This is a genomic window from Pseudofrankia asymbiotica, from assembly GCF_001983105.1.
GTDB classification, from domain to species: Bacteria; Actinomycetota; Actinomycetes; order Frankiales; family Frankiaceae; genus Pseudofrankia; species Pseudofrankia asymbiotica.
Genome location: NZ_MOMC01000008.1, coordinates 280047 through 303283, shown reverse-complemented (window position 1 = coordinate 303283; position 23237 = coordinate 280047). Strand labels below are relative to the sequence as shown.

Below are 23237 nucleotides of genomic sequence, written 5' to 3'. Positions count from 1 at the left end.
ACACTTCGCCGCGATGGAACGCCCCGACGTCCTCGTCGATGACCTGCGAACGTTCTTCCGCCGCTGATCGCTCCTCCCGCGCGACCTGAACGGCGCGTTCCGCCGGACCCGGGTCCGCGGGCCGGGCATCGCCCACGGCCGGGTTCCTCACCGGCCCGGCGACATCGGGCGCGGCCTGGGCACGCGGCGGGACTGTGCCGTGGGCGGCGAACCCATCCCGGTAACAGGCGACCTCGCTCCGAGGTGGACCGTGACGCGTTGTCGACTTTTGATGGGCGGGGGCCAAGATGATGCTTGCATCTGTGGACAGGCATCCTGACCAGCACCGCGGGAGTAGATGACATGACGTCGGTGGGCGACGCCTTTCGGGCCGCGCGCGACCAGCTGCTCTCGTTGCGTGGCAACGTTGACGAGGCGGCCCGGGTGTTCTCGTTCCCCCGGTTCGACGGAGCGTTCAACTGGGCGCATGACTGGTTCGACGCGGTGGCGGACGGCCAGTCACGTCCGGCGCTMGTGATCGTCGAGGAGGACGGTTCGCGTTCCGCGGTGACCTTCGACGAGATGCGCCGCCGTTCCAACCAGCTGGCGGCCCATCTGCTGGGCCACGGCGTCGGTCGTGGCGATCGCGTTCTGCTCATGCTGGGCAACCAGGTCGAGCTGTGGGAGTCGATGCTCGCCATCATGAAGCTGGGCGGCGTCATCCTCCCGACGACGACCGCGCTCGGCTCGGCCGATCTCGCCGACCGGGTCGCCCGGGCCCGCGTCTGCGCGGTTATCTGCAATCTCGCGGACACGGCCAAGTTCGACGACGTGCCAGGTGCCTACCTGAGATTCTCGGTGGGCCCCGCCGAGGGCTGGCACGACCTGCGTGACGCCGCCGGCGAGGCCGACGACGCCTTGCCGCACCCGGGCACCGCCGCGCCGGACCCGCTCCTGCTGTACTTCACCAGCGGAACGACCAGTCGCCCGAAGCTGGTCGAGCACACTCAGGTTTCGTACCCGGTCGGCCACCTGTCGACGATGTACTGGCTCGGTCTCCTGCCGGGCGACGTCCACCAGAACGTCAGCTCCCCGGGATGGGCGAAACACGCGTGGTCGTGTTTCTTCGCGCCGTGGAACGCGGAAGCGACCGTCTTCGTCTACAACTACGCCCGGTTCGACGCCGCCGGCGTGCTGGCGCAGCTTGAGGCCGAACGGGTGACGACGTTCTGCGCGCCGCCGACGGTGTGGCGCATGTTGATCACGTCCGATCTGGGAAGGCGCCCCTCGGCCCTGCGCGAGGTCGTCGGCGCGGGGGAGCCGCTCAACCCCGAGGTCATCGCACGGATCAAGGAGCGGTGGGGCCTCACGGTGCGGGACGGGTTCGGGCAGACGGAGACGACCGCGCTCGTCGGTAACGCGCCCGGAGCCGCGGTGAAGCCCGGTTCGATGGGGCACGCGCTGCCGGGCGTGCCGCTCGTCCTCGTCGATCCCGTCAGCAACAAGCTCGCCGTGGCACCAGGCGAGGGGGAGCTCTGCCTGGACCTGTCGCGTGACCCGCTGAATCTCATGGTCGGATACGTCGATGACGTCGAGCGCAACGACGAGGCGATGGCCGGCGGCTTTTACCACACCGGCGACGTCGCCTCCGTCGACGAGGACGGTTACATCACCTTCACCGGACGCACTGACGACATCTTCAAGGCGTCCGACTACAAGCTCAGCCCCTTCGAGCTGGAAAGCGCGCTCCTCGAACATCCCGCCGTCGCGGAGGCCGCCGTCGTCCCGGCCCCGGACCCGCTCCGGCATGCCGTACCGAAGGCCTACGTCGTCCTGGCCCCCGGGCACGAGCCCACCGCGCGGACGGCGCGGGACATCCTGGACTTCGCGCGGGGCCGGCTGGCGCCGTTCCAGCGGGTCCGGCGGATCGAGTTCTTCGACCTGCCGAAGACGATCTCCGGAAAGATCCGGCGCGTCGAGCTCCGCCAGCGCGAGGAGAAGCTCGCGGCCGAAGGGACGAGGGCCGGCTGGTCCGACGACGACTTTCCGGAGCTGAAGGGTGGCGCCGTTCRGTAAGGAGAACGGGCCGTCCCGCGCTCCATTTCATATGCCACGCGATCAACAGGCTCGGGTTTCTCGGCGACCTGTTCACAACAATCAGCTGACCGACGGCCAACCCGCCGCGAGCCTCTCCGCGAGAAGATTCTCGCGAACCTCCGCATGCGGGCACCGCCATGGGCGGGGTGGGCGCCGGTTCAGTGCTCGGCGGGGGCCAGCCAGCCGACGATCTGGCCGAGTACGTCGGACTCGTAGTCCTGGGCGACCGAGCGGCCGAGGTCGGCGATCGACACCTCGCGGAGTGCGGCGCGCCAGGCCCGGTCGGCGGCGATCATCGCGCGGGTGATGGCGCACGGCGCCGTGCACGCCTCCGGCGGGGCGGCCATCGGGCCCCGCTGCCGGATCTCCGCGCACACGAACGTCGGCGCCGGCCCCTCGACGGCCTCGACCACGTCCAGGGTCGTGATCTCCTCCGGTGGGCGCGTCAGCACGTACCCACCGGACTTGCCCTGCACCGAGTGCACCAGCTCCGCGCGGGACAGCGCCTGCAGGTGCTTGGCCAGGTACGTCGCCGAGACGCCGTGCAGCTCCGCCAGCCGCGCGGCGGGGACCGGCTCGGTCGCCGCGGTCAGCACCACGCAGCAGTGCAGCGCCGCCTCGACCCCACCGGACAACCTCACGGATTCAGCGTATCGACGACACCTTGACTCGGACAACATGTGTCTGGGTAAGCTTCAACTCGGACATTATGAATCCGAGTTATGGAAGGCTGGCACCATGAAGATCGCGGTCATCGGCACGGGCCTCATCGGATCGCAGGTCGCGCGCAAGCTCGCCGCGGCGGGCCACGAGGTCGGCGCGCACTCGCGCGAGACCGGCGTCGACCTGCTCACCGGGGCGGGGCTCGACGACGCGCTGCGCGGCGCCGAGGTCGTCGTGAACCTGACCAACTCCCCGACCTTCGACGAGGCTTCGCTGGAGTTCTTCCGCACGTCGGTCACCAACCTGCTGGGCGCCTCGGAGCGGGCCGGCGCCAGCCATTCCGTCGCGCTGTCGATCGTCGGCGTCGACCAGGTGCCCGACCTGGCCTACTACCGCGCCAAGACCCTGCAGGAGGACCTGGTCAAGGCCGGGCCCATCCCGTACTCGATCGTGCGCGCCACCCAGTTCATGGAGTTCGTGCCGGCGGTGCTGACCTGGACCGCCGACGGCGACGTCGTGCGCCTGCCGGCGACGCCGATCCAGCCGATCGCCGCCGCCGAGGTCGCCGACGCGGTCGCCGAGGTGGCGGCCGGCGCCCCGCTGCGCGCCGCGCGCGAGGTCGGCGGGCCCGACGTCTTCACGCTCGACGAGCTGGGCCGCATCACCCTGGCCGCGACCGGCGACAGCCGACAGGTCGTCGTCGACGACACAGCGGGCATGTTCGCCGCGGTCAAGGGCGACGTGCTCACCACCTCGGAGGGTGCCCACATCGCGGCCATCCACTACCGCGACTGGCTGCGGTCCCGCTGACCCGGTCCCGCTGACCCGGCCGCGCTGACCCCGCGACCCGTTTCGAACCGGCCTGGCCGCCCCGATCCGAACCGATCCGGGCATCGCGCGCGCCGTGGTTGTCATACCCTGCCCGAGTTGCGCCTCCTGGCGGGCAGGGCGACAGAGCAGAGGGCGTCATGCGCAGGATCCTGATCGTCGGCGGCGGCTACGCCGGGTTCTACGCCGCCTGGAAACTGGAGCGGAAGCTGCGCTCCGGCGAGGCCGAGGTCACCCTCGTCGACCCCCGCCCGTACATGACCTACCAGCCGTTCCTGCCGGAGGTCGTGGCCGGCTCGGTCGAGGCGCGGCACGCCGCGGTGTCGCTGCGCCGGCACCTGCGCCGCACCCGGGTCATCGCGGGCACGGTGACGGCGATCGACCACGCGCATCGCGTCGTCACCGTCCAGCCCGCCGACGGGGACACGTTCGAGGTCGGCTACGACCTGATCGTCGTCACCGCCGGCGCGGTCACGCGGAGGATCCCCGTGCCCGGCATCGCCGAGCGGGCGATCGGCCTCAAGCACGTCGAGGAGGCCGTCGCCATCCGGGACCAGCTGCTCACCGCGTTCGACCGGGCCGCCGCGATCCCGCCCGGCCCGCCGCGGCGCAGGCTGCTCACGGTCACCTTCGTCGGCGGCGGCTTCTCCGGTGTCGAGGGCTTCGGCGAGCTGCTGGCGCTGGCGACGGCGCTGCTGCGGCGTTATCCGGAGCTGAGCCGCGACGAGCTGGGGTTCCACCTGGTCGAGGCCTCGGGCCGCATCCTGCCCGAGGTCACCGACCGGCCGGGACGCTGGGTGGTGCGCTCGCTGGAGCGCCGCGGCGGGCATGTCCACCTGAACGCCCAGGTGACGTCGGCCGTCGACGGGCATGTGGTGCTCTCCACCGGCGTGGAGTTCGACTCGGAGCTGATCGTCTGGACCGTGGGCAACGGCGGGAACCCCGTCATCGGCAGGCACACCGACCTCCCGGTCGACGAGCGCGGCCTGGTGGTCGTCCGGCCGGACCTGCGGGTCGGCACCGAGAGCGACCCGGTGCCCGACGCCTGGGCGGCTGGCGACGACGCCGCCGTGCCCGACCTCGCGTCGCCGGTCCCGGGCGCGCGCACCGTGCCCAACGCCCAGCACGCCTACCGCCAGGGAAAGCTCCTCGCCCACAACCTCGTCGCCACCCTGCGGGGCCGGGAGCCCAAGAAGTACGTCCATCACAGCCTGGGCTCCGTCGCGACCCTTGGCCTCGGCCACGGCATCTTCCAGTACCGGCGCATCGTCATCACGGGGTTGCCGGCGTGGCTCATGCACCGCGGCTACCACGTGTTGGCCGTGCCGAGCTGGGAGCGCAAGGCCCGGGTCTTCGCCATCTGGCTGACCGCCGCGCTGTTCGGCCGCGACACCCTCTCACTGGCCGCCGTGCAGCACCCCCGGGCCGCCTTCGTCAGCGGTGGCGAGCCGTCCGCCGTTCCGGAGCAGGCCGGCCCGCTGCCGGCGCCCGAGGCGCGAGGTCCGGCGCCCGAGGCGCGAGGTCCGGCCTCCGCACCCCGGGGCCCGGACCCAGTCGCCGAGGCCGAGACGCCGACCCCCTGAGCCCGGACATCGCCCCCCGGCGCGCCTCGGGCCGTCGCACCCCGCTCGCCCTGTCCGCCACGGGCTTCCCCTGCGCCCCGGACTTGGTCTGAGCTGCCGGAACGGGCCGCGGCGGATCTACACTTGCGTGAGCTTGCGGTGCCACAGGGGAGAGGGACGCCGATGACCGCGCCAGGGCAGCCGACCGGCAGTTTTAACTACGCGCCTCCAGGGGCGACGGGCGGAGCGCCGATTCCACCCCCGGCGGCTCCGGTGGCTCCGACGGCGCCGCGAGGGCCGGGGGCCCCGGGCGCCCCCGTGCCGCCGGCGCAGCCGCGGGGGAGCAGGTCACGCCTGCCGGGGAGGCGCCAGCACGGCGGCGGGGTCAGCTGGGTGGTCTATGCCGTGACCGTCCTCGTGCTCGTCCTCGCGATCATGGTTGTGCTGTTCGTCGCCCAGAACGACCAGAAGGTCACCATCTGGCTGTTCGGCACCCGCAAGTACATGTCGGTGGCCGGCGCGCTGAGCATCGCCGCGGCCGCCGGGCTCGTCGTCGGCCTGCTGATCGGCCTGATAACCCAGATCCCCGTGCGCCGCAAGCTGCGGGCGGCCAAGCGCCGCCTCGAGGGCTGACCGCCCCGCCCAGGTCCGTCGATCCGGCCCGACTCGCCCGGTCCGCCGGAGCCGGGGTCGTCGCGCCCTGGTCGTCCAGACCTGGGTGCCCAGCCCTTCCGTCGGGCCCGCGCCAGCGCGCGGGCCCGACGAGGGTGGGCGAAGTGAGAGCTGGGTCGCCAACGGACGGGTGACGGTGGCGGGCCGGATATCGTCCGCGTCGTGACGGCGTCCCGAACCGATCTCCCGGCCGACGCGACGGTGGCGGTACGCCATCCGGACGCCCCGGCGCCGGGTACCGTGCTGCCCGCCCACTACGCGCACTGCTTCGGGTGCGGGGCCGCCGAGCGGCACGGGCTGCATCTGGCGATCGTCGCCGGCGAGGGCGTCGAGGTGACGGCGACGTTCGAGGTCACCGAACACCACCAGGGCGCCCCGGGGCTCGCGCACGGCGGCCTGCTCGCGTCGGCACTCGACGAGATCCTCGGCATGCTCGGCCACCTGACGCGGATGAGCTGCGTCACCGCCCGGCTGGAGACCGACTTCCGCCGCCCGGTGCCGGTGGGCTCGACGCTGCACCTGCGCTCCCGGGCCGACGGGGTCGCCGGGCGCAAGCTGTACGCGAGCGCCGAAGGGCGCCTGGGCGGCACCGACGGGCCGGTCGCGGTCCGGGCCCGCGCACTGTTCGTCCAGGTCGGCCTGGAACACTTCGCGGAGCATGGCCGGCCCGAGGACCTCGAGGCGGTCGCCCGCGACCCGCGCCTGATCGGCGTTCCGGACTACACCGTCAACCCATAGCGGCACGTCGTCCGTCGTTCAGGCGCGCGGGTCAGGTAGGTCCCCGCACCGCTGGCCCGGGCACAGGCCCAGGAATGACGTGGGGTGCGCGCGAGGCCTGCCTGGACAGTGGTAAGCGGAATTGGCGGATGCGTGCGACACGCCTGACGGGGCCACCCATAGCCGCCTACGGCCCGTCTTGTCGGTACGCTCCAGACGCGGCCAAGGTCTGCTGCTGGACCAGCGGCTGGTGCTGTGCCACCGGCCGTGCCGCCCCTCGCGGAAATGGCAGGTTCATTCGTGGCTGGTTTCTCCGACGCGCCCTCGGCGGGCGGCGCTTCCCGGGTGCCCTTCGGTGAGGTCACCATCGAGAAGCCGCGTATCCCCGAGGAAGGCCGCCTCGAGCTGGCCCCCGCCGACGACAAGGTCGGCCAGATGGGTCCGACGGGACGGCCGATGCCGCTGTTCCCGGTTCCCGAGCCGCTGGCGTCGCACGGCCCCGCCTGGGTGCTCGCCATGTGCAACCAGAAGGGCGGGGTCGGCAAGACCACGAGCACGATCAACCTGGGCGCCGCGCTCGCGGAGTACGGCCGCCGGGTGCTGCTCGTCGACTTCGACCCRCAGGGCGCGCTGTCGGTCGGCCTGGGCATCAACCCCAACCAGTTCGAGCTGACCGTGCACGACCTGCTGCTCGGCGCCGGTGACACGGACATCAACGACGTCATCATCGAGACCCAGGTCGAGAACCTCGACCTGCTGCCCAGCAACATCGACCTGTCCGCCGGCGAGGTGCTGCTCGTCAGCGAGGTCGGCCGCGAGCACAGCCTGACGCGCACCCTGAGGCCGGTCCTCGACGAGTACGACGTCATCCTGGTCGACTGCCAGCCGTCGCTCGGCCTGCTCACGGTGAACGCGCTCACGGCCGCCGACGCCGTGATCATCCCACTGGAGTGCGAGTACTTCGCGCTGCGTGGTGTCGCGCTGCTGCTGCAGACGATCGACAAGATCAGGGACCGGCTCAACTCCCGCCTCGACCTGGCCGGGATCCTCGCGACCATGTACGACGCCCGCACCCTGCACGCCCGCGAGGTGCTCGCCCGGGTCGTCGAGCGCTTCCCCGACGAGGTGTTCCACACGGTGATCAACCGCACGGTCCGTTTCCCGGAGACGACCGTCGCCGGCGAGCCGATCACCACCTACGCCCCGACGTCCGTCGGCGCGGCCGGCTACCGCCGCCTCGCCCGCGAGCTCATCTCCCGCCGCGTGACGCCGCCGGTGGTGGGCTGAGGCGTGCGGCGCTGGACGCGCGCCCTGCCCGGGGTTCCTGCCGGATCGACGGAGCTTGCGTAGTCGATCCGGGAGGTCCGCGGACGCTGAGCGTCCTCCCTGCGTGATGCCCGATACAGGCGTATGGATGTGGTCGGCGTGGTGGCGGGCTGAGGACGTGGCTGTGTTGGTGCTGCGCTAGAGGCGCCGTCACCGTTTCTGATGCCGCGCGGCCCGGTAGGGCGTCCCTGGCTGCCTGGTCGCCGCCCGCTGAGAGAAGTACGACCGGGCGGTGGGAGAATCGGCGCCTACTGCGGCGTTGTAGGGACGACGGAGACGGATGAACTGGAGGCGGACGACCTCTCGTGCTGTTCCACCTGGCCGAGCCCGCGGCGCTGCTCGGGATTTTCCTTGCCCTGGTCATCGGGGTCTACGCCCACGACACCGCCCAGATCTTCGCCGCCAGGCTGGTGCGCGACCCGACACCGCTGCGGTCCGGGCGGTTGAAGGCGAGGCCGCTTCCGAACCGGGTGAGTCCCTTCAGCGCGGTCGCGATGCTCATCGCCGGCAACGGCTGGGCCGAGCCGATCGGGATGAACGAGGTCTGGCGCAAGCGCCGGTTCCACGTCAGCGCGGCGATCCTCTCCGGGCCGCTCGCCTACCTGCTGCTCGCCTTCGGCGCGCTGGCGGGGGTCGCGGGTCTGTCCGAGCCGGCCACGCTGGTCATCGGCGACCGGACCATCAAGTACGACAGCATCGACAGCTTCCCGGCGGAGCTGCTGCTCTCGATGGCCGTCACCTTCGCCGCCATGTTCATTCTGAGCCTGATCCCGATCCCGCCGACCGACGGCGGCCGGGTGCTGTTCCTGCTCGGGCCGCAGTCACCCGGCTGGCGCAACGCGAACTACAAGCTCACCGAGACCCACCTCGGCATCATCCTGCTGCTGGTGATCCTCCTTGTCCCCATCCTGCTGCCGAGCCTTCCCTCCATCGTCGGCCAGCTGGTGCCGCCGCTGCTGCGCGGTCTCGGCGACATCGTCGGCCTCAGCCTGTAGGCCCGGCCTCAGCCCGTAGGCCGGCGGCAGCCGACCGGCCCGCGGTCCGCGGTCGCGCGTAGTTGGACCGGACCTGTCCACTTGGCGCCGAAACGCGACCGCCCATGGGACAATCCGGCCTGTGGCGGTGTGGGGGTCCCGCGAGTCTCGGGGCGACTTCTTCATCTCCTACGCCGCGGCCGACCAGCCATGGGCGGAGTGGATCGCCTGGCAACTGGAGGAGGCCGGCTACCACGTCCTCATCCAGGCGTGGGACTACGTGGTCGGCCGGAACTGGGTCGCGGCGATCCAGGAGGGCCTCGACCGGTTCGACCGGATGGTCGTCGTCCTCTCCGATGCCTACCTCACGTCGGTCTACCCCTCGGCGGAATGGCGGTCCGTGTACGCGGCGGACCCGAACGGGGTGGGACGCAGGCTCGTCCCGGTCAGGGTCGAGGACTGCCGTCCGCCCGGCCTGCTGACCCAGATCGTCCCGTTCGACGTCTTCGGCCTCGACGGCGACAAGGCACGCTCGGAGCTGCTGCGCGCCGTCGAGGCCAATCGCGCCGGGCGGGCGAAGCCGCTGTCGCGGCCGCCGCTGCCCGGCAGGGGCGGTCGGTCGCGGGCCCCGAGCCTTCCGGACGGACCGGCCACGGCGACGGGTGGGCGCGCCCCGTCCGCATCGGCCTCGCCGACGCTGATCGCGACCCTGGAGGCGCATCGCTTCAGCGTCCGTGCGGTCGCCTTCGCGCCGGTCGGCGGGCTGCTCGCCACCGTCGGGCAGGCCGCGACGGCTCTGCTGTGGGACGTGCGCACACCTGAGCGCCCCCTGCGGGCCGCTGACCTGCCCCACAGCCGCAACCGGATCCGCGGGATCCTCGGCGTCGCCTTCAGCCCCGACGGCGCGACGCTCGCCACCGGTGGGTCCGGCGGTGAGGTCGTCCTGTGGGACGTCACCGAGCCTGGCAGCCCGTACCCGCGGGCCACGCTCGACGACCACCGCGACCGGGTCCGCGCGGTCGCGTTCAGCCCGGACGGCCAGCTGCTCGCGACCGGCGGCTCCGACCACACGGTGCTGCTCTGGCGGCTGGACGGTGGGCCGCGGCGGGTCGCGGCCCTGGCCGAACACCGCGACACCGTGCTCACGGCCGCCTTCCACCCGCGGGAGCCGATCCTGGTCACCGGCGGCAAGGACGCCGCCGTGATGGTCTGGGACGTCGCCGACCCGGCGCGCCCCCGGCTGGTGACCGTGCTGCGCGAGCACCGGCACATGGTCAGGTGCGTCGTCATCACCGGCGACGGCCGGCTGCTCGCGACCGGCAGCGAGGACCGGACGGTGATGCTGTGGGACCTCGCCGACCCGTGGCACCCGACCAGAAACCAGACGATCACGGCCGCTCGCCCGCTCCTGACGCTCGCGGCCGACCCGCGCGGCGGCCAGCTGGCGACCGGTGGCGTCGAGCGGGCCGTCGTCCTGTGGGATGTGCGCGACCCGGCCCGCCCGGTGCGCACCGCCCGGCTTGACCGGCACGACCACGCCGTCTGGGCGACCGCGTTCAACGCGACCGGGACGCTGCTCGCGACCGCCGGCCGTGACAGGAAGGTGCTGCTGTGGCGAACGGAGACCTGAGCCCATGAATGGCCCCCTCGGCGAACAGGCCAGGCGTCTGCGCGCCCGCGCGGCGAGCCGCGGCCAAGGCCCGCTGGCTCACACCCGGGACGAGGACGACGCGGCGGACGACGCGGCGGAGTACGGAGCCGGCGCCGCGCCGCCGGCGCCCGGCCAGGTCGCGTCCGACGCACCCAAGCGCGTCCTGGTGCTGGCTGCCCTGGAACGACAGTCCTACCTTGCCGGCAGCCTGGTGGGACGGGCCCGCGCGATCCTGGCGGACATCTACCGGGCCGTCCGCAACTCCGGCCGTACCTTCGTCGAGGGCTACCGCGCGGCCTACGTCGCCGCGCGCCGCGTCAGGCCCAAGGTGTAGTCCGGTGGCCCGCGGATGCCGTGGGCGGCATGCCCGCGGGCTGTCGGTGATCGGCGGTAACGTTGCGCCATGCCGCCGGCCGATTTCTCCCCCCCTTCGGGGACGGTCGGGCTGCACGCCGTTTCCGACCCGCCCGGCCCGCCTGACCCGGCGGCTCCGACCGGGCCGGGCGGCGAGAAGGACGAGACCGCGGCCGCCGCCGCCGGCTCGCCCGACATGCCGGTCCCGCGGATGAGGCACGATCACGCGGAAAGTGGTCCTCTGGACGGGGTGCTGACCGGGCGCAGCGGGCGCTCGGACGCGTTCGTCGTCGAGCTGGAGAACTTCTCCGGGCCGTTCGACCTGCTGCTGTCGCTGATCGCCAAGCACAAGATGGACGTCACCGAGGTGGCGCTGGCCAAGGTCACCGACGAGTTCGTCGCGCACATCCGCCGGCTCGGCGACCGGTTCGACCTCGGGCAGGCCACCGAGTTCCTGGTGATCGCCGCGACCCTGCTGGACCTGAAGGCGGCGCGGCTGCTGCCGTCGTCGGGCGGCGACACCGACGACGAGGACCTCGCGCTGCTCGAGGCGCGTGACCTGCTGTTCGCCCGCCTGCTCCAGTACAAGGCCTACAAGGAAGCCGCCGCGATCTTCCAGACGCTGATGGCGCTGGAGGCGCGGCACACCCCGCGGGCGGTGCAGCTGGAGGCGCGCTACGCGGCCGCCCTGCCCGAGGTGCAGATCACCATCGGCCCGTCCGAGCTGGCGGCGCTGGCGGCGAGGCTGCGGGAGCCGGTGCTGCCGCCGCTGGTCGCCACCGACCACGTGCACGCCCCCCGGGTGAGCGTTCGCGAGCACATGCTGGTCGTCATCCAGCGGCTGCGGGAGCTGGGTGTCGCGTCGTTCCGCACCCTGTGCGTCGGCTGCCTGGAGACGATTGAGGTCGTCGCCCGGTTCCTGGCGCTGCTGGAGCTGTTCCGCGAGGGCCGGATCTCCTTCGAGCAGGAGACGCCGCTGGGCGAGCTGCTCGTGCGCTGGTCCGAGCGGCAGCCGGAGAACGCCGACATCGGCGGCGGCCTGCTCCCGGTCGGGGAGCTGGCCGCGCGCAGCACCTTCGACGAGGACGAGGACGCCCGCGACGGCGGGGACGAGGAGACGGCGTGAGCGAGCAGGAGGCGCGGTGACCGAGGCCACGGGCGAGTCCGCGGACCGCATCCCGGAGCAGCGCGTCACCTCCGAACAGCCGCCCCCCGGGACCCCGCTGGACCTTCCCGGCCGGCCCGAGCCGGCTGGGCCCGACGACGCCGGGCCCGAGCCAGCCGCCGACGCCCCCGCGCCGGTGGAGGCCCCGGCGAACGGGACCGCGGCGAACGGGACCGCCACGGCGGTGGACGACGAGGTGGTCACCGGCACGACGCCCGGCGCGCCCGACCCGGCCGTCGTGCCCGACCTGGACGACGCCGACCGGCCGCCACTGCGGGCGCTCGTCGAGGCGGTGCTGATGGTCGCCGAGAACCCGGTCGGCGTGGCCGAGCTGGCGACCGGGCTCGGCGCGCCCGCGCTGGACGTGGAGCGGGTGCTGGCGGAGCTGGCGGCCGAGTACCGCCGTGACGGCCGGGGCTTCGACCTGCGCCACGTCGGCGGCGGCTGGCGCTTCTACACGACGGAGGACTGCGCGCCGTGGGTGGAGAAGTTCGTGCTCGCCGGGCAGATGTCGCGGTTGTCACAGGCCGCGCTCGAGACGCTCGCCGTCGTCGCCTACCAGCAGCCGGTGAGCCGCGGCCGGATCTCGGCGGTCCGCGGCGTCTCCGCCGACGGCGTGATCCGGACGCTGACCGCCCGCGGGCTGGTCGAGGAGGCCACCACCGACCCGGAGACCGGCGCGATCCTCTACCGCACGACCGACTACTTCCTGGAGCGGATGGGCCTGCGTTCCCTGGACGAGCTCCCGCCCCTCGCGCCGCTGCTGCCCGGCATCGACGACCTCGAGGACATCATCGCCCCCTGACCCCCGGGCGTCGCTTCTGCGCCTACATGTCCGCGGGGTCCCCGCCGATGGGCTGCCAGGTGGCGTTGGGCCGAACATGACAAAATGCGCCAGGCCCCGACCTAGCCCATCGGTGGGGAAGGGCCGTGATGAACTGGAAGGGGCGACCCACCGGCGACGAGGCCGGCGGGCGCGGTGTGAAGGACGCGGTGGAAGCGGTGGCGACGGTGGTCGAGACGGACAAGCCCGAGGGAATCCGGCTGCAGAAGGTGCTGGCGGCGGCCGGCGTCGGCTCGCGCCGGCACAACGAGGAGCTGATCGACGCCGGCCGGGTCCGTGTCGACGGGAAGGTCGTCCGCGAGCAGGGCCGCCGCGTGGACCCGGAGACGGCGGTCATCGAGGTCGACGGCGAGCGGGTCGTCACCAGGACCGGGCTGATCCACCTGGCGCTGAACAAGCCGCGCGGCGTGGTGTCGACCATGTCCGACGACCAGGGCCGCCCGACGGTCGCCGAGCTGATCACCGAGTTCGGCTCGCATTCCGGCCTGTTCCACGTCGGCCGGCTCGACGTCGAGAGCGAGGGCCTGCTGCTGGTCACCAACAACGGTGATCTGGCGCACCGGCTCACCCACCCGTCGTTCGGTGTGCCCAAGACCTACCAGGTCGAGATCAACGGTCCGGTCCGCAAGGAGACGCTGCGCTGGCTGCGCATGGGCGTGCAGCTGTCCGACGGGCCGGTGCGGCCCGAGAACGTCCGCGTCATCGACCAGGTCGGCTCCCGGGTGCTCATCGAGATGGTGCTGCACGAGGGCCGCAACCGGATCGTGCGCCGGCTGATGGACGAGGTCGGCCATCCGGTGCAGCGCCTGCTGCGCACCGAGTTCGGCGCCGTCCACCTCGGCAACCTGCGTTCCGGCCGCGCCCGCCACCTCACCCGCTTCGAGGTCGGCGCCCTGCACAGCGCCGTCGGCCTGTAGCTGTGGCTGTTGGTCCCCCCACGCCCCCCGGCCCGTCGGCCGTCCGCGCGGCGGCGGCGAGGTCGCACGCGGCCGGCGGCTCCCCGGCGACCCTGCCGCGCCGCGTCGGCATCGTCGGGTCCGGCCTGATCGGCGCGAGCATCGGGCTGGCGCTGCGCCGCGCCGGCGTCGAGGTGCTGCTGCGCGACACCGACCCGGAGCAGGTCAAGCTCGCGGAGGCGATGGGCGCGGGCACCCTCTGGCAGGGCGAGCACGTCGACCACGCCGTCATCGCCGTGCCCGCGCACGCGATAGCCCCCGAGCTGCGCGCCGTCCAGCGGGCGGGCCTGGCCGTCACCGCCAGCGACGTCGCGAGCGTCAAGAGCCGGCCGATCGCGGAGGCGGTCGTCGCCGGCGCGGACCTGACGACGTGGTGCCCGGCCCACCCGATCGCCGGCCGGGAACGCGGTGGCGCGGCCTCCGCGCAGGCGGACCTGTTCGCCGAGCGGACCTGGGTGCTCTGCCCGATCCCGCAGACGGACGCCGCGGCTGTCGCCGCCACCGAGGCGCTCGCGCGGGCCTGCGGCGCGCTGCCGGTGCGCGCCACCCCGGACCGCCACGACGAGGCGATGGCCGCGTTGTCGCACCTTCCGCAGGTGGTCGCGAGCCTGCTCGCCGCGGCCGCCCCGCGGCTGGCGCCCGGCGAGGTGGCGCTGGCCGGGCAGGGGTTCCGGGACACGACCCGGCTCGCCGAGTCCGACCCGGCGCTGTGGTCGTCGATCCTGGAGGGCAACCGTGGGCCGGTCTCGGCGCACGCCCGCCGTCTCGCCGCCGAGCTCGGCGCGCTCGCCGACGCGCTCGACCATGCCTCCGAGGCCAGCGTCACCAAGGTCGTGACCGACCTCATGGAACGCGGCCGGACCGGCCGGGCGCAGCTGCCGAGCAAGGCGGGCGGGCAGGCGGCGCGGTCATGGGGCTGGGTCGGCGTCGTGCTCGACGACCGGCCGGGACAGCTGGCCGCGCTGCTGACCACGGTCAGCGGCTGGGGGGTCAACCTCGAGGACGTCGCGCCGTTCGAGCACTCCCTTGAGGCACCCGCCGGCGTCCTGGAGCTCGCCGTCGCGCCCGACGAGGCCGGCCCCCTGGTCGACCGCCTGAACGCCGCCGGCTGGGTGGCCTACCGCCGCTCCTGAGCGCGACGCCGGGCGGGTGGGCGAGGCGGCGGCGTGGGTGTCGTCACCGGCGTGGCGCCTTGGGCCGTGCCGCCGGTCACGATCCAACCAGGCCGAGTAGCCTGATCCCGGCCACGGCGAGTATCCGCGGGTGGGGACGGTACCCCGCGGGCGTGGGCGCAGGTTCGAAGAAGACATCCGGACGGAGGGCACGGGGTGGAGCACGACCACGGATCCGGATCGCCGGCAGGCGGCGAGGCGGCGGCGGCTGGGCATGGACCCGGGCTGGTGGTCGCGGTCGACGGGCCCGGCGGGTCGGGGAAGTCCACCGTGGCCAAGGCGGTCGCCCGCCGGCTCGGCCTGCGCTACCTCGACACGGGCGCGATGTACCGCGCGGTGACCCAGCTCGCGCTCGAGCAGCGCGTCGACCTCGAGGACACCGAGGCCGTCGCCCAGCTCGCCGAGCGGGCCACGATCACCCCCGGCACCGACCCCGACGGCCCGACGATCGCGGTCAACCAGGTCCGGGTCGACGCGGAGATCCGCACCCGGGCGGTGACCAACGCGGTGAGCGCCGTGAGCGCGGTCGAGGCGGTGCGCCGCAGGCTCGTCGCCCAGCAGCGGCAGATCGTCGCCGACGCGGTCGGGACCGCCGGCGGGATCGTCGTCGAGGGCCGTGACATCGGCACGGTCGTCGCCACGGACGCGCCGGTGAAGGTGTACCTGACGGCGTCCACCGAGGTGCGGGCGCTGCGGCGCTCGCGTGAGCTGGGGGAGAAGGGCGTCGACGACGTCGCCCGGACGCTCGCCGAGCTCGGCCGGCGCGACGCGCTGGACAGCACCCGCACGGTCGACCCGCTGCTGGTCGCGCCGGACGCCCTCGTGCTCGACTCGACCGGGATGGCCATCGACGAGGTCGTGGACCTGGTACTGCGCCGCTGCGGCGAGGCGGGCTTCGTCGTGCCCACCACCGCCGGCACCCCCGGGGTGGCGTCGTGAGCACGGGTGACGACGTGCCCGCTGATCAGCCGCCCACCCGCGTCAGCGAGGCGGCGGAGCAGAGCCAGGCGACGCGGCCCGCGCCTGCGGCGGCCGGTACCGAGACGGCGCGGGCGGGCGAGGTGGTCCCGATGGGCGTCCCGGCCGGCCAGGTGGTGCTCGCGGTGGAGCCGGCGCCGGCCGTGCCGCCGTCGGCCCGGGTGAGCCGGAGGACCAGGAGGAAGACACCCGCGCGTCCCACGCATCGCGGCGCCGAGTCGCCGCCGTACAACGACATCCTGCACCGGCTGCTCAAACCACCGGTACGCTGGGTGCTCAACCATGTGGTGATGCGGATCCGCCTGGAGGGCGTCGACAACGTCCCGAAGGGCGAGCCGCTGATCTTCGCGGGGAACCACTCGAGCTGGCTCGACGGGCCGCTGGTCGTCATCGAGTCGCCGCGCACGGTCCGGTGCCTGACAAAGATCGAGATGTACAAGGGCATCCTGGGCTGGCTGCTGCGCCTCGTCGGGCAGATCCCGATCGACCGCGGCAAGGCCGACCGGGTCGCGCTGCACACGGCGCTCGACGAGCTGGCCCGCGGCGGCGCGATCGGGGTCTTTCCCGAGGGCACCCGCGGCAGCGGCGAGATGGCGGCCGTGCAGCACGGCATCGCCTACCTCGCGGTGCACGGCCGCTGCCGGGTGCTGCCGGTGGCCTGCCTCGGGACAGGCGACGCGCTGCCGAAGGGGGCGCGCTGGCCGAGGCGATCGGCCCAGGTACGGGTGGTCTTCGGCGAGCCGTTCGCCGTGGAGATCCCGGCGAACCCGCGGTCACGCAAGGCCCTGGCCGCGGTGGCCGAGGACATCAGGATCCATCTGGCCGATCATCTGACCGCCGCCCGGGCGGGCGCCCCGGCGCCGGAGATCGCCGCCGGGAACACAGAGGCCGGTCAGCCGGCCGAGTAGCGCGGCGGTACGGCGACACCCGCGGCGGACGAGTCGACGCCATCGGTCCAGACCGGCGGCGCGGGAACGACAGGAAGCAGTATGACGGTGACAACACAGGACGACCCCGGCCAGGACAGCCCCGCCGTGGGCACCGCTTCCGGGGGGCAGCCGGTGCTCGCCGTCGTCGGCCGGCCCAACGTGGGCAAGTCGACGCTGGTCAACCGCATTCTCGGCCGGCGGGCGGCCGTCGTCGAGGACGTTCCCGGCGTCACCCGCGACCGGGTCGCCTACGACGCGACCTGGTCGGGCCGGCGGTTCACGCTCGTCGACACCGGTGGCTGGTCGCCGGACGCGAAGGGCCTGGCGGCCCGGGTGTCGGCCCAGGCCCAGACCGCGCTCGCGACCGCGGACGCGGTGCTGTTCGTCGTCGACGCCACCGTGGGCGCGACCGACGCGGACGAGGCGGTCGCCCGGGTGCTGCACCGCTCCGGGCATCCCGTGGTGCTCGCCGCCAACAAGGTCGACGACCAGCGGCTGGAGGCCGACACCGCCGCCCTGTGGAGCCTGGGGCTGGGGGAGCCGTACCCCGTGTCGGCCCTGCACGGCCGGGGCAGCGGCGACCTGCTCGACGCGGTGCTCGCCGCCCTGCCCGAGGCGCCGGCGGAGCGGTTCGAGGACGAGGACGGCCCGCGCCGCGTGGCGCTCGTCGGCCGGCCCAACGTCGGGAAGTCCAGCCTGCTCAACAGGCTGGCCGGCGAGGAGCGCTCGCTGGTGCACGACGTGGCCGGGACCACCCGGGACCCGGTCGACGAGGTCGTGACCGCCGGCGGACAGCCGTGGCTGTTCATCGACACGGCCGGCCTGCGCCGCCGCGTCGGCCAGGCCAGCGGGGCCGAGTACTACTCGTCGCTGCGCACCGCGGCGGCGATCGAGGCGGCCGAGGTCGCGATCGTGCTGCTCGCCGCCGACGAACCGCTCACCGAGCAGGACCAGCGGGTCATCCAGATGGTCGTCGACGCCGGCCGGGCCCTCGTGCTCGCCTTCAACAAGTGGGACCTGCTCGACGAGGACCGCCGGCTCACCCTCGAGAAGGAGATCACCCGCGACCTGGCCCGGATCGCGTGGGCGCCCCGGGTGAACATCTCCGCGCGCACCGGCCGGGCCACCGACAGGCTCGCTCCCGCGCTGCGCACCTCGCTGGAGAGCTGGGGCACCCGCATCCCGACCGGCCGGCTCAACGCCTGGCTCGGAGAGGTCGTCGCCGCGACCCCGCCGCCCCCCCGCGGGGGCAAGATCCCCAAGATCCTGTTCGCCACCCAGGCCGGTGTCCGCCCGCCGCGCTTCGTCGTCTTCTCCACCGCCTTCCTGGAGCCGGCCTACCGCCGCTTCCTGGAGCGCCGCCTGCGGGAGGACTTCGGCTTCGTCGGCACCCCGCTCGAGATCTCGATCCGCGTCCGCGAGCGCGGCGACCGCCACCGCTGAACCAGCCGAGGGCGCGCCGCTGATCGCCCGGTGAAACGACGAAGGGCCGCTGGTCGTCAGACCAGCGGCCCTACCCGTCACCGACTCTCTGGGCCTGGGCGCCACCCCGGCATCGGCGCTCCGGGGGGTCGGCCTCCGCCGATTCCCCCATACCCTTCCCATGAAACAGGAATGGCCCCCTCGCCATGATCGGCGAGAGAGCCGTTTTCCCCAGTCGGGACGACAGGATTTGAACCTGCGACCCCTAGACCCCCAGTCTAGTGCGCTACCAAACTGCGCCACGTCCCGAGTGCGATGTCACCGGTCTGGATGCTGTTCCAGCGACGAGGACACCTTACCTGATCTGCGGACCCTGTGGTTCGTGGGGGTCCGCGGACCCTGGTGGTTTCCCGCGGCGGTGGGCGCCCCGGCGAGAGCCGGGGCGCCCACCGCCGGGGTCACCGCGGGCTCGCGCGGTACCGGTCCGGCCAGGCGGAGTGGGCGTTCGACGGGCCGGGACCGGCGCGCGCGGCGGTCTGCCTCGGGGCGTCCGGTCGTGAAAGGCCGGATCGGCCGGGGCAGCCGACGTCTGCCGCTGAGGCGGCACCCTGCCGGGGCCGCTGAAGGACGGCTGGGTCGGACGGCTGGGTCAGATGGTGCCCTGGCCGCGGCGGCGGTTCGCGACGCCGACGGTCAGCAGGATGGCGCCGAGGCCGGCGCCGGCCAGCGGGAGGAGGGGAGTGGAGTTGGCGGCCATGCCGCCGCCACCCGCGGCGACACCGGGAGCACCGGCTCCGGCCCCGCCGGCCCCGACAACGCCGACCCCGACGCCGACGCCGACGAAGCAGCCGTTCCTGTCCCTGTCCCTGTTCTTGTCCTTGTCGTCGAGGATGCCGTCCTTGAACCAGTCACCGTCCTTGTCCTTGTCGCCAAGGATGTCGCCGTCCTTACCGTCCTTACCGTCCTTACCGTCCTTGCGGTCCTTGTCTCCGACGCAGTCCCTGTCCCGGTTCTTGTCGTCGAAGAGGCCGTTGTCCTTCCTGTCGCMCACACCATCGTCCGCGGCATGAGCGATCCCGAGGCCGGGCCCACCAATGGTGAGGATGAGGCTCGCGGCGCCGGACAATCCCAGCAGGGCTGCACTACGTCCTAGGCCCTTCATCAGGTCCCCTCTCTCGCAGATTGTGACTGTCACATGACTGCGAGCGTCACCATAGCTACTCCGTGGCCGAATCCTTAGCAGCCCGCATGGGCGTGGTGGGTCTCTCGTGACTGGCCCCGAGAATGAACGCGGGATTCGGGTCGCTGGCGGCTGTTGCCTGCGGCGGCAGGGTCCGCCCCGTTCCCGCCGGTTTCCTCCGGCGCATTTCTCGTGGTCCCGGACGGGTTTTTCGGAATTCGGGACCACGGCGTTGGCCTGGATTGTCGTCCGCGCGCGCGCTGTCCCTTTTGCCGGTCCCGTCCGGCGCGCCGTTGATTCACATCCGGATACCTCGCCGGTAGCGGGGAGAACGGGCTTCGGCGCCATAGCATCCTCGCCGTCGGGTTCCGGTGGTGTGGGAGGGAGCGAGCGTCGTGGGCGGTGCGTCAAAGCGCGGCGGTCGATCACCTGGCTCGCGGGCGGCCGCCGGGGCGAGCGGGCCCCGGCGGGCGGATCCGCGGCCGGCCGGCCCGAGCGCGAAGCGCCAGCCGGCGCCGGGCCGCGAACTGCCGCCGAACCGGCGCGGCTCGGGGACGGGCGAGGGGCGTCCCGGGGAGCGCGGCGCGGGCAGTGGTGGGCGCGGGCGCGCGGCTGCGCGGGAGGACGGCCTGGAATCCCTCGCCGGCGCCGCCGAGCCCGCGCCCCTGGGCCCGGCCATGCCCCGGCCCGCCGCGCGCGCCCGTCGCCGCGATGGCTCCCGGCCCGGCGCGCCGCCGGCCGGTCCACTGACTGGTCCGCTGGCCGCTGGCCCGCCGGACGGTGCGCTCCCGAGATCTCCGAGACGGTCCGGGCGCAGGGCCCGGCTGACCTGGCCGCTGGTGCTGGCCGGGCTCGGGCTGGTCGTTCTCAGCGGGTACCGGCTGGCCGTCCCCGAGCTGGCGGCGGTCGAGGCGCCGGCGGCTGGCCGCGTGCTGCCGCCGCCGGCCGTCGTGACCACCTCGGCCCCGCCGCCGACGGCGAGTCCGGCGCCGATGCTCCCGCCGCCGGTGGTGCCCGACCCGGTGCGGCTGCGGATTCCCGCGATCGCGGTGGACGCGCCGGTCATCGGGCTGGGGCTGGCGTCCGACGGGGCCATCGACGTACCGACCCAGTGGGGCGACGTCGGCTGGTACAAGCCGGGGGTCGCCCCGGGCGCGGTGGGCCCGGCGGTACTCGTCGGCCACTACGACTCGAAGAAGGGCCCGGCCGTCTTCTACCGGCTGCGCAGCCTGCTGCCAGGGGACCAGATGACCGTCGCGGGCGCGTCGGGGGCGAGCGTCACGTTCGTGGTCGACCGGTCGGAGACCGTGTCCAAGGCGGCGTTCCCGACGCAGCGGGTCTACGGCCCGGTGACCCGCCCGGAGATCCGGCTCATCACCTGCGACGGCGGGTTCGACGAGCGGACGCACCACTACCTCGACAACCTGGTCGTCTACGGCCATGCCATTCCCACACCGGTAGTCCCGCCGGCGCAGGGCCTCCCGGCGGCGCCCGGCGTCACGCCCGCGGCCGCGCCGACGCCCGCGGGTGTGACGCCACCCGTGTCGCCCGCCGGGGCCCAGCCCACGCCGCCGGCCGGCACCCCGGCGGCGGCCGCCACCGCCCCCGCCGCGGCCACGGCGCCCGCGTCCGCGACCGCGCCATCGGCGTCCGCCGGATCCGCGCCGGCCGGGCTCGCGCCGCCTCCGCCCGCCTCGGCCGCTCCCGCGGTGCCGTCCGCTCCCGCTCCGCGGCCAGCCGGGTGACGGCGCCGCCGCGCCCGCCGCGGTCGTCGCGCCCACGGCGGTCGTCGTGCCCACGGCGGTCGTCGCCCGGTGGCCGTGCCGTCCGCCGGCGGTCCGCGGTCAGGCCACGGCCGTCGGCCTGACCGCGTCTGCTGGTCCACCGCGTCTGCTGGTCTGACAGCGGCTCGGTGCCGTCGGCGGCTCGCGCCCATGTGCCCACAAGATAGTCAACGGTGTTGACGCGTCGGAGCGGCCGTGGCGATCTTGGCGTGCCAGCGGCCCATTGGTGTGGGATGGGGAGGTCGGGCCGCCGAGGCATGCCCCGTCGTGGCGGGTGTGGTGCGTTGCGGTCGCGTGCGCCGGTTTCGGCGCATTCGTGCGGTAGGGCCCTTCGGCCCTAGGGTGCACCGGGACTAAAGTCCCGACCGGATGGAGCCCGGTGGCCCCTGTGGGTGCGCTTTCCCTTGGCTGGCCCAACGCTGGATCAACCGGTTAGGCCGCGCTGGTGCGGGATGGTCGGTAATCCCTGACACCAGCGTCGATTCCCCCTGGTCGGGCGTGTGGGCGGAGCCGGCCGGAACGAGGTGGACATCTCATCGAAACCTACCGGCGGGTGGCCAATTGTTGTGTTTACGGTGGTTGGAGGCGCCGCTAGGGGATGGACTATGGTCGGCGATGCAACTTTCTTCACCTAAGGCACTAAATCGTCAGACCAAACGCCGAGTCCTGCCCCTGGTCTGAACACCCTCCGACAAGCCGGGGCAGGAGCGGGGGACCCAGGTCTCACCGGGCAACGCCGGGACACCGGCCGCGTCCTCGGGGTGAAGCTGCCGCAAGGCGGCCGGGTGGCGTGAACCCTGCCCGAACCCGACAGCTGACCTCGCAGGCGTCAGGGAAGGACGCGCGTTGTCCCGTCGTGGCATGGCCTGGCTCCCAGACGACTGGGACGAGCTCGTGCGCGGCCGGCATCGCACGGACGGCGCCCCGAGCGGGGCCCGCCGGCGGACCGGCAACCAGTCCCGCCGGGCCAGCACGATCGCCGCGTTCACGACCGGCACGCTCGCCGTCTCCACCGCCGCGTTCGCCGCCACAGTCCCCTCCTCGGACTCGCCCACGACGGTCGACACGAACCCCCAGAACAGCAGCACCACCTATGAGGCGAGCGCCCTGGGCGCCGCGTTCGGGGGCGGGGACGACGCGAGCGGCGGCGCCAGCGGCCTGGGCCGCGCCGTGTCCGACGGTTCCGGCTCGGGCGGCCTCGCGGGAGCGGTCGCCGACTCCGGCCCGATCTTCACCAACCTGACGCTCACCGCGGACCACACCACCGTCCAGCCCAACGCTCCGGTCGTGCTGACCGTGAAGGCGACCGAGGCGCTGGACGGCTCGGCGCTGGTCCGTCAGAAAGTGAAGATCGTCGTGGTGGACGGGCCGAAGTGGCGGGCCACCACCACCCTCACCACCGACGACCAGGGCCAGGCGAGCATCACCGCCCGGCTGCTGTCGACCACCACGCTCACCGCCGTCTTCGACGGCGGCAGCACGCTGCGGCCCTCGGTGGCCGGCGCTACCACGATCACGATCCAGCAGCGCAGGAGCAGCGACTACCTCGACACGGGTGTCCCGTCGGTCATCCCGGGCAGCTCCATCGGCGAGAAGGCCGTCTACCTCGCCTCGCTCCAGAAGGGCAAGCCGTACGTCTACGGCTCCGAGGGCCCCTACTCGTTCGACTGCTCCGGCCTCGTCCAGTACGTCTTCAAGCAGCTGGGCCGGAACCTGCCGCGCACCGCCGAGGCCCAGTACTGGGCCACGACGCACGTCGCCCAGTCGGGCAAGCAGCCCGGCGACCTGATCTTCTACGGCAGCCCGGGCAACATCTACCACGTCGGCATCTACGCCGGTAACGGCTACATGTGGGCCGCCCCGCAGACCGGCGGTGTGGTGTCCCTGCGCCCGATCTACAGCTCGACCTACCTGGTCGGCCGGGTCATGTGACGTAAGCGCGGCGGGCCCTGCGGGCCTGGCCKCGCCGCCGTCCGCCGGACGC

The 23237-nt window shown here is 73.4% G+C and carries 20 protein-coding genes, 1 tRNA gene and 1 riboswitch; of the genes, 18 read left to right on the top strand and 3 right to left on the bottom strand.

The features are described 5' to 3' along the window. The first annotated feature begins 294 nt into the window (after positions 1-294). Positions 295-2055 (top strand): AMP-binding protein, encoded by a 1761-nt coding sequence (locus tag BL253_RS04320; RefSeq protein ID WP_274535174.1) that lies wholly within the window; start codon positions 295-297, stop codon positions 2053-2055. A gap of 179 nt (positions 2056-2234) precedes the next feature. Here the strand turns inward: BL253_RS04320 and BL253_RS04315 are convergent, their stop codons facing one another. Further along, positions 2235-2717, bottom strand: coding sequence for an RrF2 family transcriptional regulator (locus BL253_RS04315; protein WP_241834506.1), 483 nt, complete (start codon positions 2715-2717; stop codon positions 2235-2237). Between the two features lie 97 nt (positions 2718-2814). Here BL253_RS04315 and BL253_RS04310 point away from each other — a divergent pair, with 97 nt between their 5' ends. From BL253_RS04310 to der, 15 genes are all read left to right on the top strand, one after another. Next, entirely contained in the window at positions 2815-3549 is a 735-nt protein-coding gene (locus BL253_RS04310; RefSeq protein ID WP_076813672.1) for an SDR family oxidoreductase, read from the top strand. Between the two features lie 158 nt (positions 3550-3707). After that, the gene (locus tag BL253_RS04305; protein ID WP_081437977.1) at positions 3708-5150 is read left to right on the top strand and encodes an NAD(P)/FAD-dependent oxidoreductase; all 1443 of its coding nucleotides are present in this window, start codon (positions 3708-3710) and stop codon (positions 5148-5150) included. Positions 5151-5522: 372 nt separating this feature from the next. Then, entirely contained in the window at positions 5523-5762 is a 240-nt protein-coding gene (locus BL253_RS45085; protein ID WP_335341693.1) for a lipopolysaccharide assembly protein LapA domain-containing protein, read from the top strand. 201 nt (positions 5763-5963) lie between these two features. After that, positions 5964-6539 (top strand): PaaI family thioesterase, encoded by a 576-nt coding sequence (locus tag BL253_RS04295; RefSeq protein WP_076813669.1) that lies wholly within the window; start codon positions 5964-5966, stop codon positions 6537-6539. A gap of 279 nt (positions 6540-6818) precedes the next feature. Next, on the top strand, positions 6819-7805 hold the full coding sequence (locus BL253_RS04290) for a ParA family protein (RefSeq protein WP_076813667.1): 987 nt from the start codon (positions 6819-6821) through the stop codon (positions 7803-7805). 344 nt (positions 7806-8149) lie between these two features. Then, a complete protein-coding gene (locus BL253_RS04285) occupies positions 8150-8839 on the top strand; it encodes a M50 family metallopeptidase (RefSeq protein ID WP_076813666.1) in 690 nt (229 codons plus the stop codon). Positions 8840-8960: 121 nt separating this feature from the next. Beyond that, positions 8961-10448, top strand: a complete 1488-nt coding sequence (locus tag BL253_RS04280) for a toll/interleukin-1 receptor domain-containing protein (protein ID WP_081437976.1) — start codon at positions 8961-8963, stop codon at positions 10446-10448. 4 nt (positions 10449-10452) lie between these two features. Continuing rightward, entirely contained in the window at positions 10453-10803 is a 351-nt protein-coding gene (locus tag BL253_RS04275; RefSeq protein WP_076813664.1) for a hypothetical protein, read from the top strand. Positions 10804-11019: 216 nt separating this feature from the next. Further along, positions 11020-11949 carry a segregation and condensation protein A gene (locus tag BL253_RS04270; protein WP_081437997.1) on the top strand — a complete coding sequence of 310 codons (930 nt, stop codon included), beginning with the start codon at positions 11020-11022 and terminating at the stop codon, positions 11947-11949. 277 nt (positions 11950-12226) lie between these two features. Then, a complete protein-coding gene (scpB, locus tag BL253_RS04265; protein WP_076813812.1) occupies positions 12227-12793 on the top strand; it encodes an SMC-Scp complex subunit ScpB in 567 nt (188 codons plus the stop codon). A gap of 128 nt (positions 12794-12921) precedes the next feature. Continuing rightward, a complete protein-coding gene (locus tag BL253_RS04260) occupies positions 12922-13749 on the top strand; it encodes a pseudouridine synthase (RefSeq protein WP_241834505.1) in 828 nt (275 codons plus the stop codon). Between the two features lie 2 nt (positions 13750-13751). Beyond that, positions 13752-14921, top strand: a complete 1170-nt coding sequence (locus BL253_RS04255; protein ID WP_420801617.1) for a prephenate dehydrogenase — start codon at positions 13752-13754, stop codon at positions 14919-14921. A gap of 195 nt (positions 14922-15116) precedes the next feature. Continuing rightward, positions 15117-15899: a (d)CMP kinase gene (gene cmk, locus BL253_RS04250; protein WP_076813662.1), complete on the top strand. Its 783-nt coding sequence runs from the start codon at positions 15117-15119 to the stop codon at positions 15897-15899. Beyond that, positions 15896-16846: a 1-acyl-sn-glycerol-3-phosphate acyltransferase gene (locus BL253_RS04245; protein WP_076813661.1), complete on the top strand. Its 951-nt coding sequence runs from the start codon at positions 15896-15898 to the stop codon at positions 16844-16846. Before cmk ends, BL253_RS04245 begins: the two co-directional genes overlap by 4 nt. A gap of 81 nt (positions 16847-16927) precedes the next feature. After that, positions 16928-18310 carry a ribosome biogenesis GTPase Der gene (gene der, locus BL253_RS04240; RefSeq protein WP_076813659.1) on the top strand — a complete coding sequence of 461 codons (1383 nt, stop codon included), beginning with the start codon at positions 16928-16930 and terminating at the stop codon, positions 18308-18310. Positions 18311-18524: 214 nt separating this feature from the next. On the opposite strand, the gene BL253_RS04235 is transcribed toward der, so the two are convergent. Beyond that, positions 18525-18598: transfer RNA gene (locus BL253_RS04235), tRNA-Pro, on the bottom strand. A 340-nt stretch (positions 18599-18938) separates the two neighbouring features. After that, entirely contained in the window at positions 18939-19340 is a 402-nt protein-coding gene (locus tag BL253_RS04230) for a hypothetical protein (RefSeq protein ID WP_338013685.1), read from the bottom strand. Positions 19341-19864: 524 nt separating this feature from the next. On the opposite strand from BL253_RS04230, the gene BL253_RS04225 reads away from it, so the two are divergent. Both BL253_RS04225 and BL253_RS04220 read left to right on the top strand, forming a co-directional pair. Continuing rightward, positions 19865-21214, top strand: coding sequence for a class F sortase (locus tag BL253_RS04225; protein WP_241834504.1), 1350 nt, complete (start codon positions 19865-19867; stop codon positions 21212-21214). Between the two features lie 686 nt (positions 21215-21900). Beyond that, positions 21901-22096, top strand: a riboswitch (cyclic di-AMP (ydaO/yuaA leader). Between the two features lie 3 nt (positions 22097-22099). Continuing rightward, positions 22100-23185 (top strand): C40 family peptidase, encoded by a 1086-nt coding sequence (locus BL253_RS04220; RefSeq protein WP_076813656.1) that lies wholly within the window; start codon positions 22100-22102, stop codon positions 23183-23185. Positions 23186-23237 lie beyond the last annotated feature (52 nt).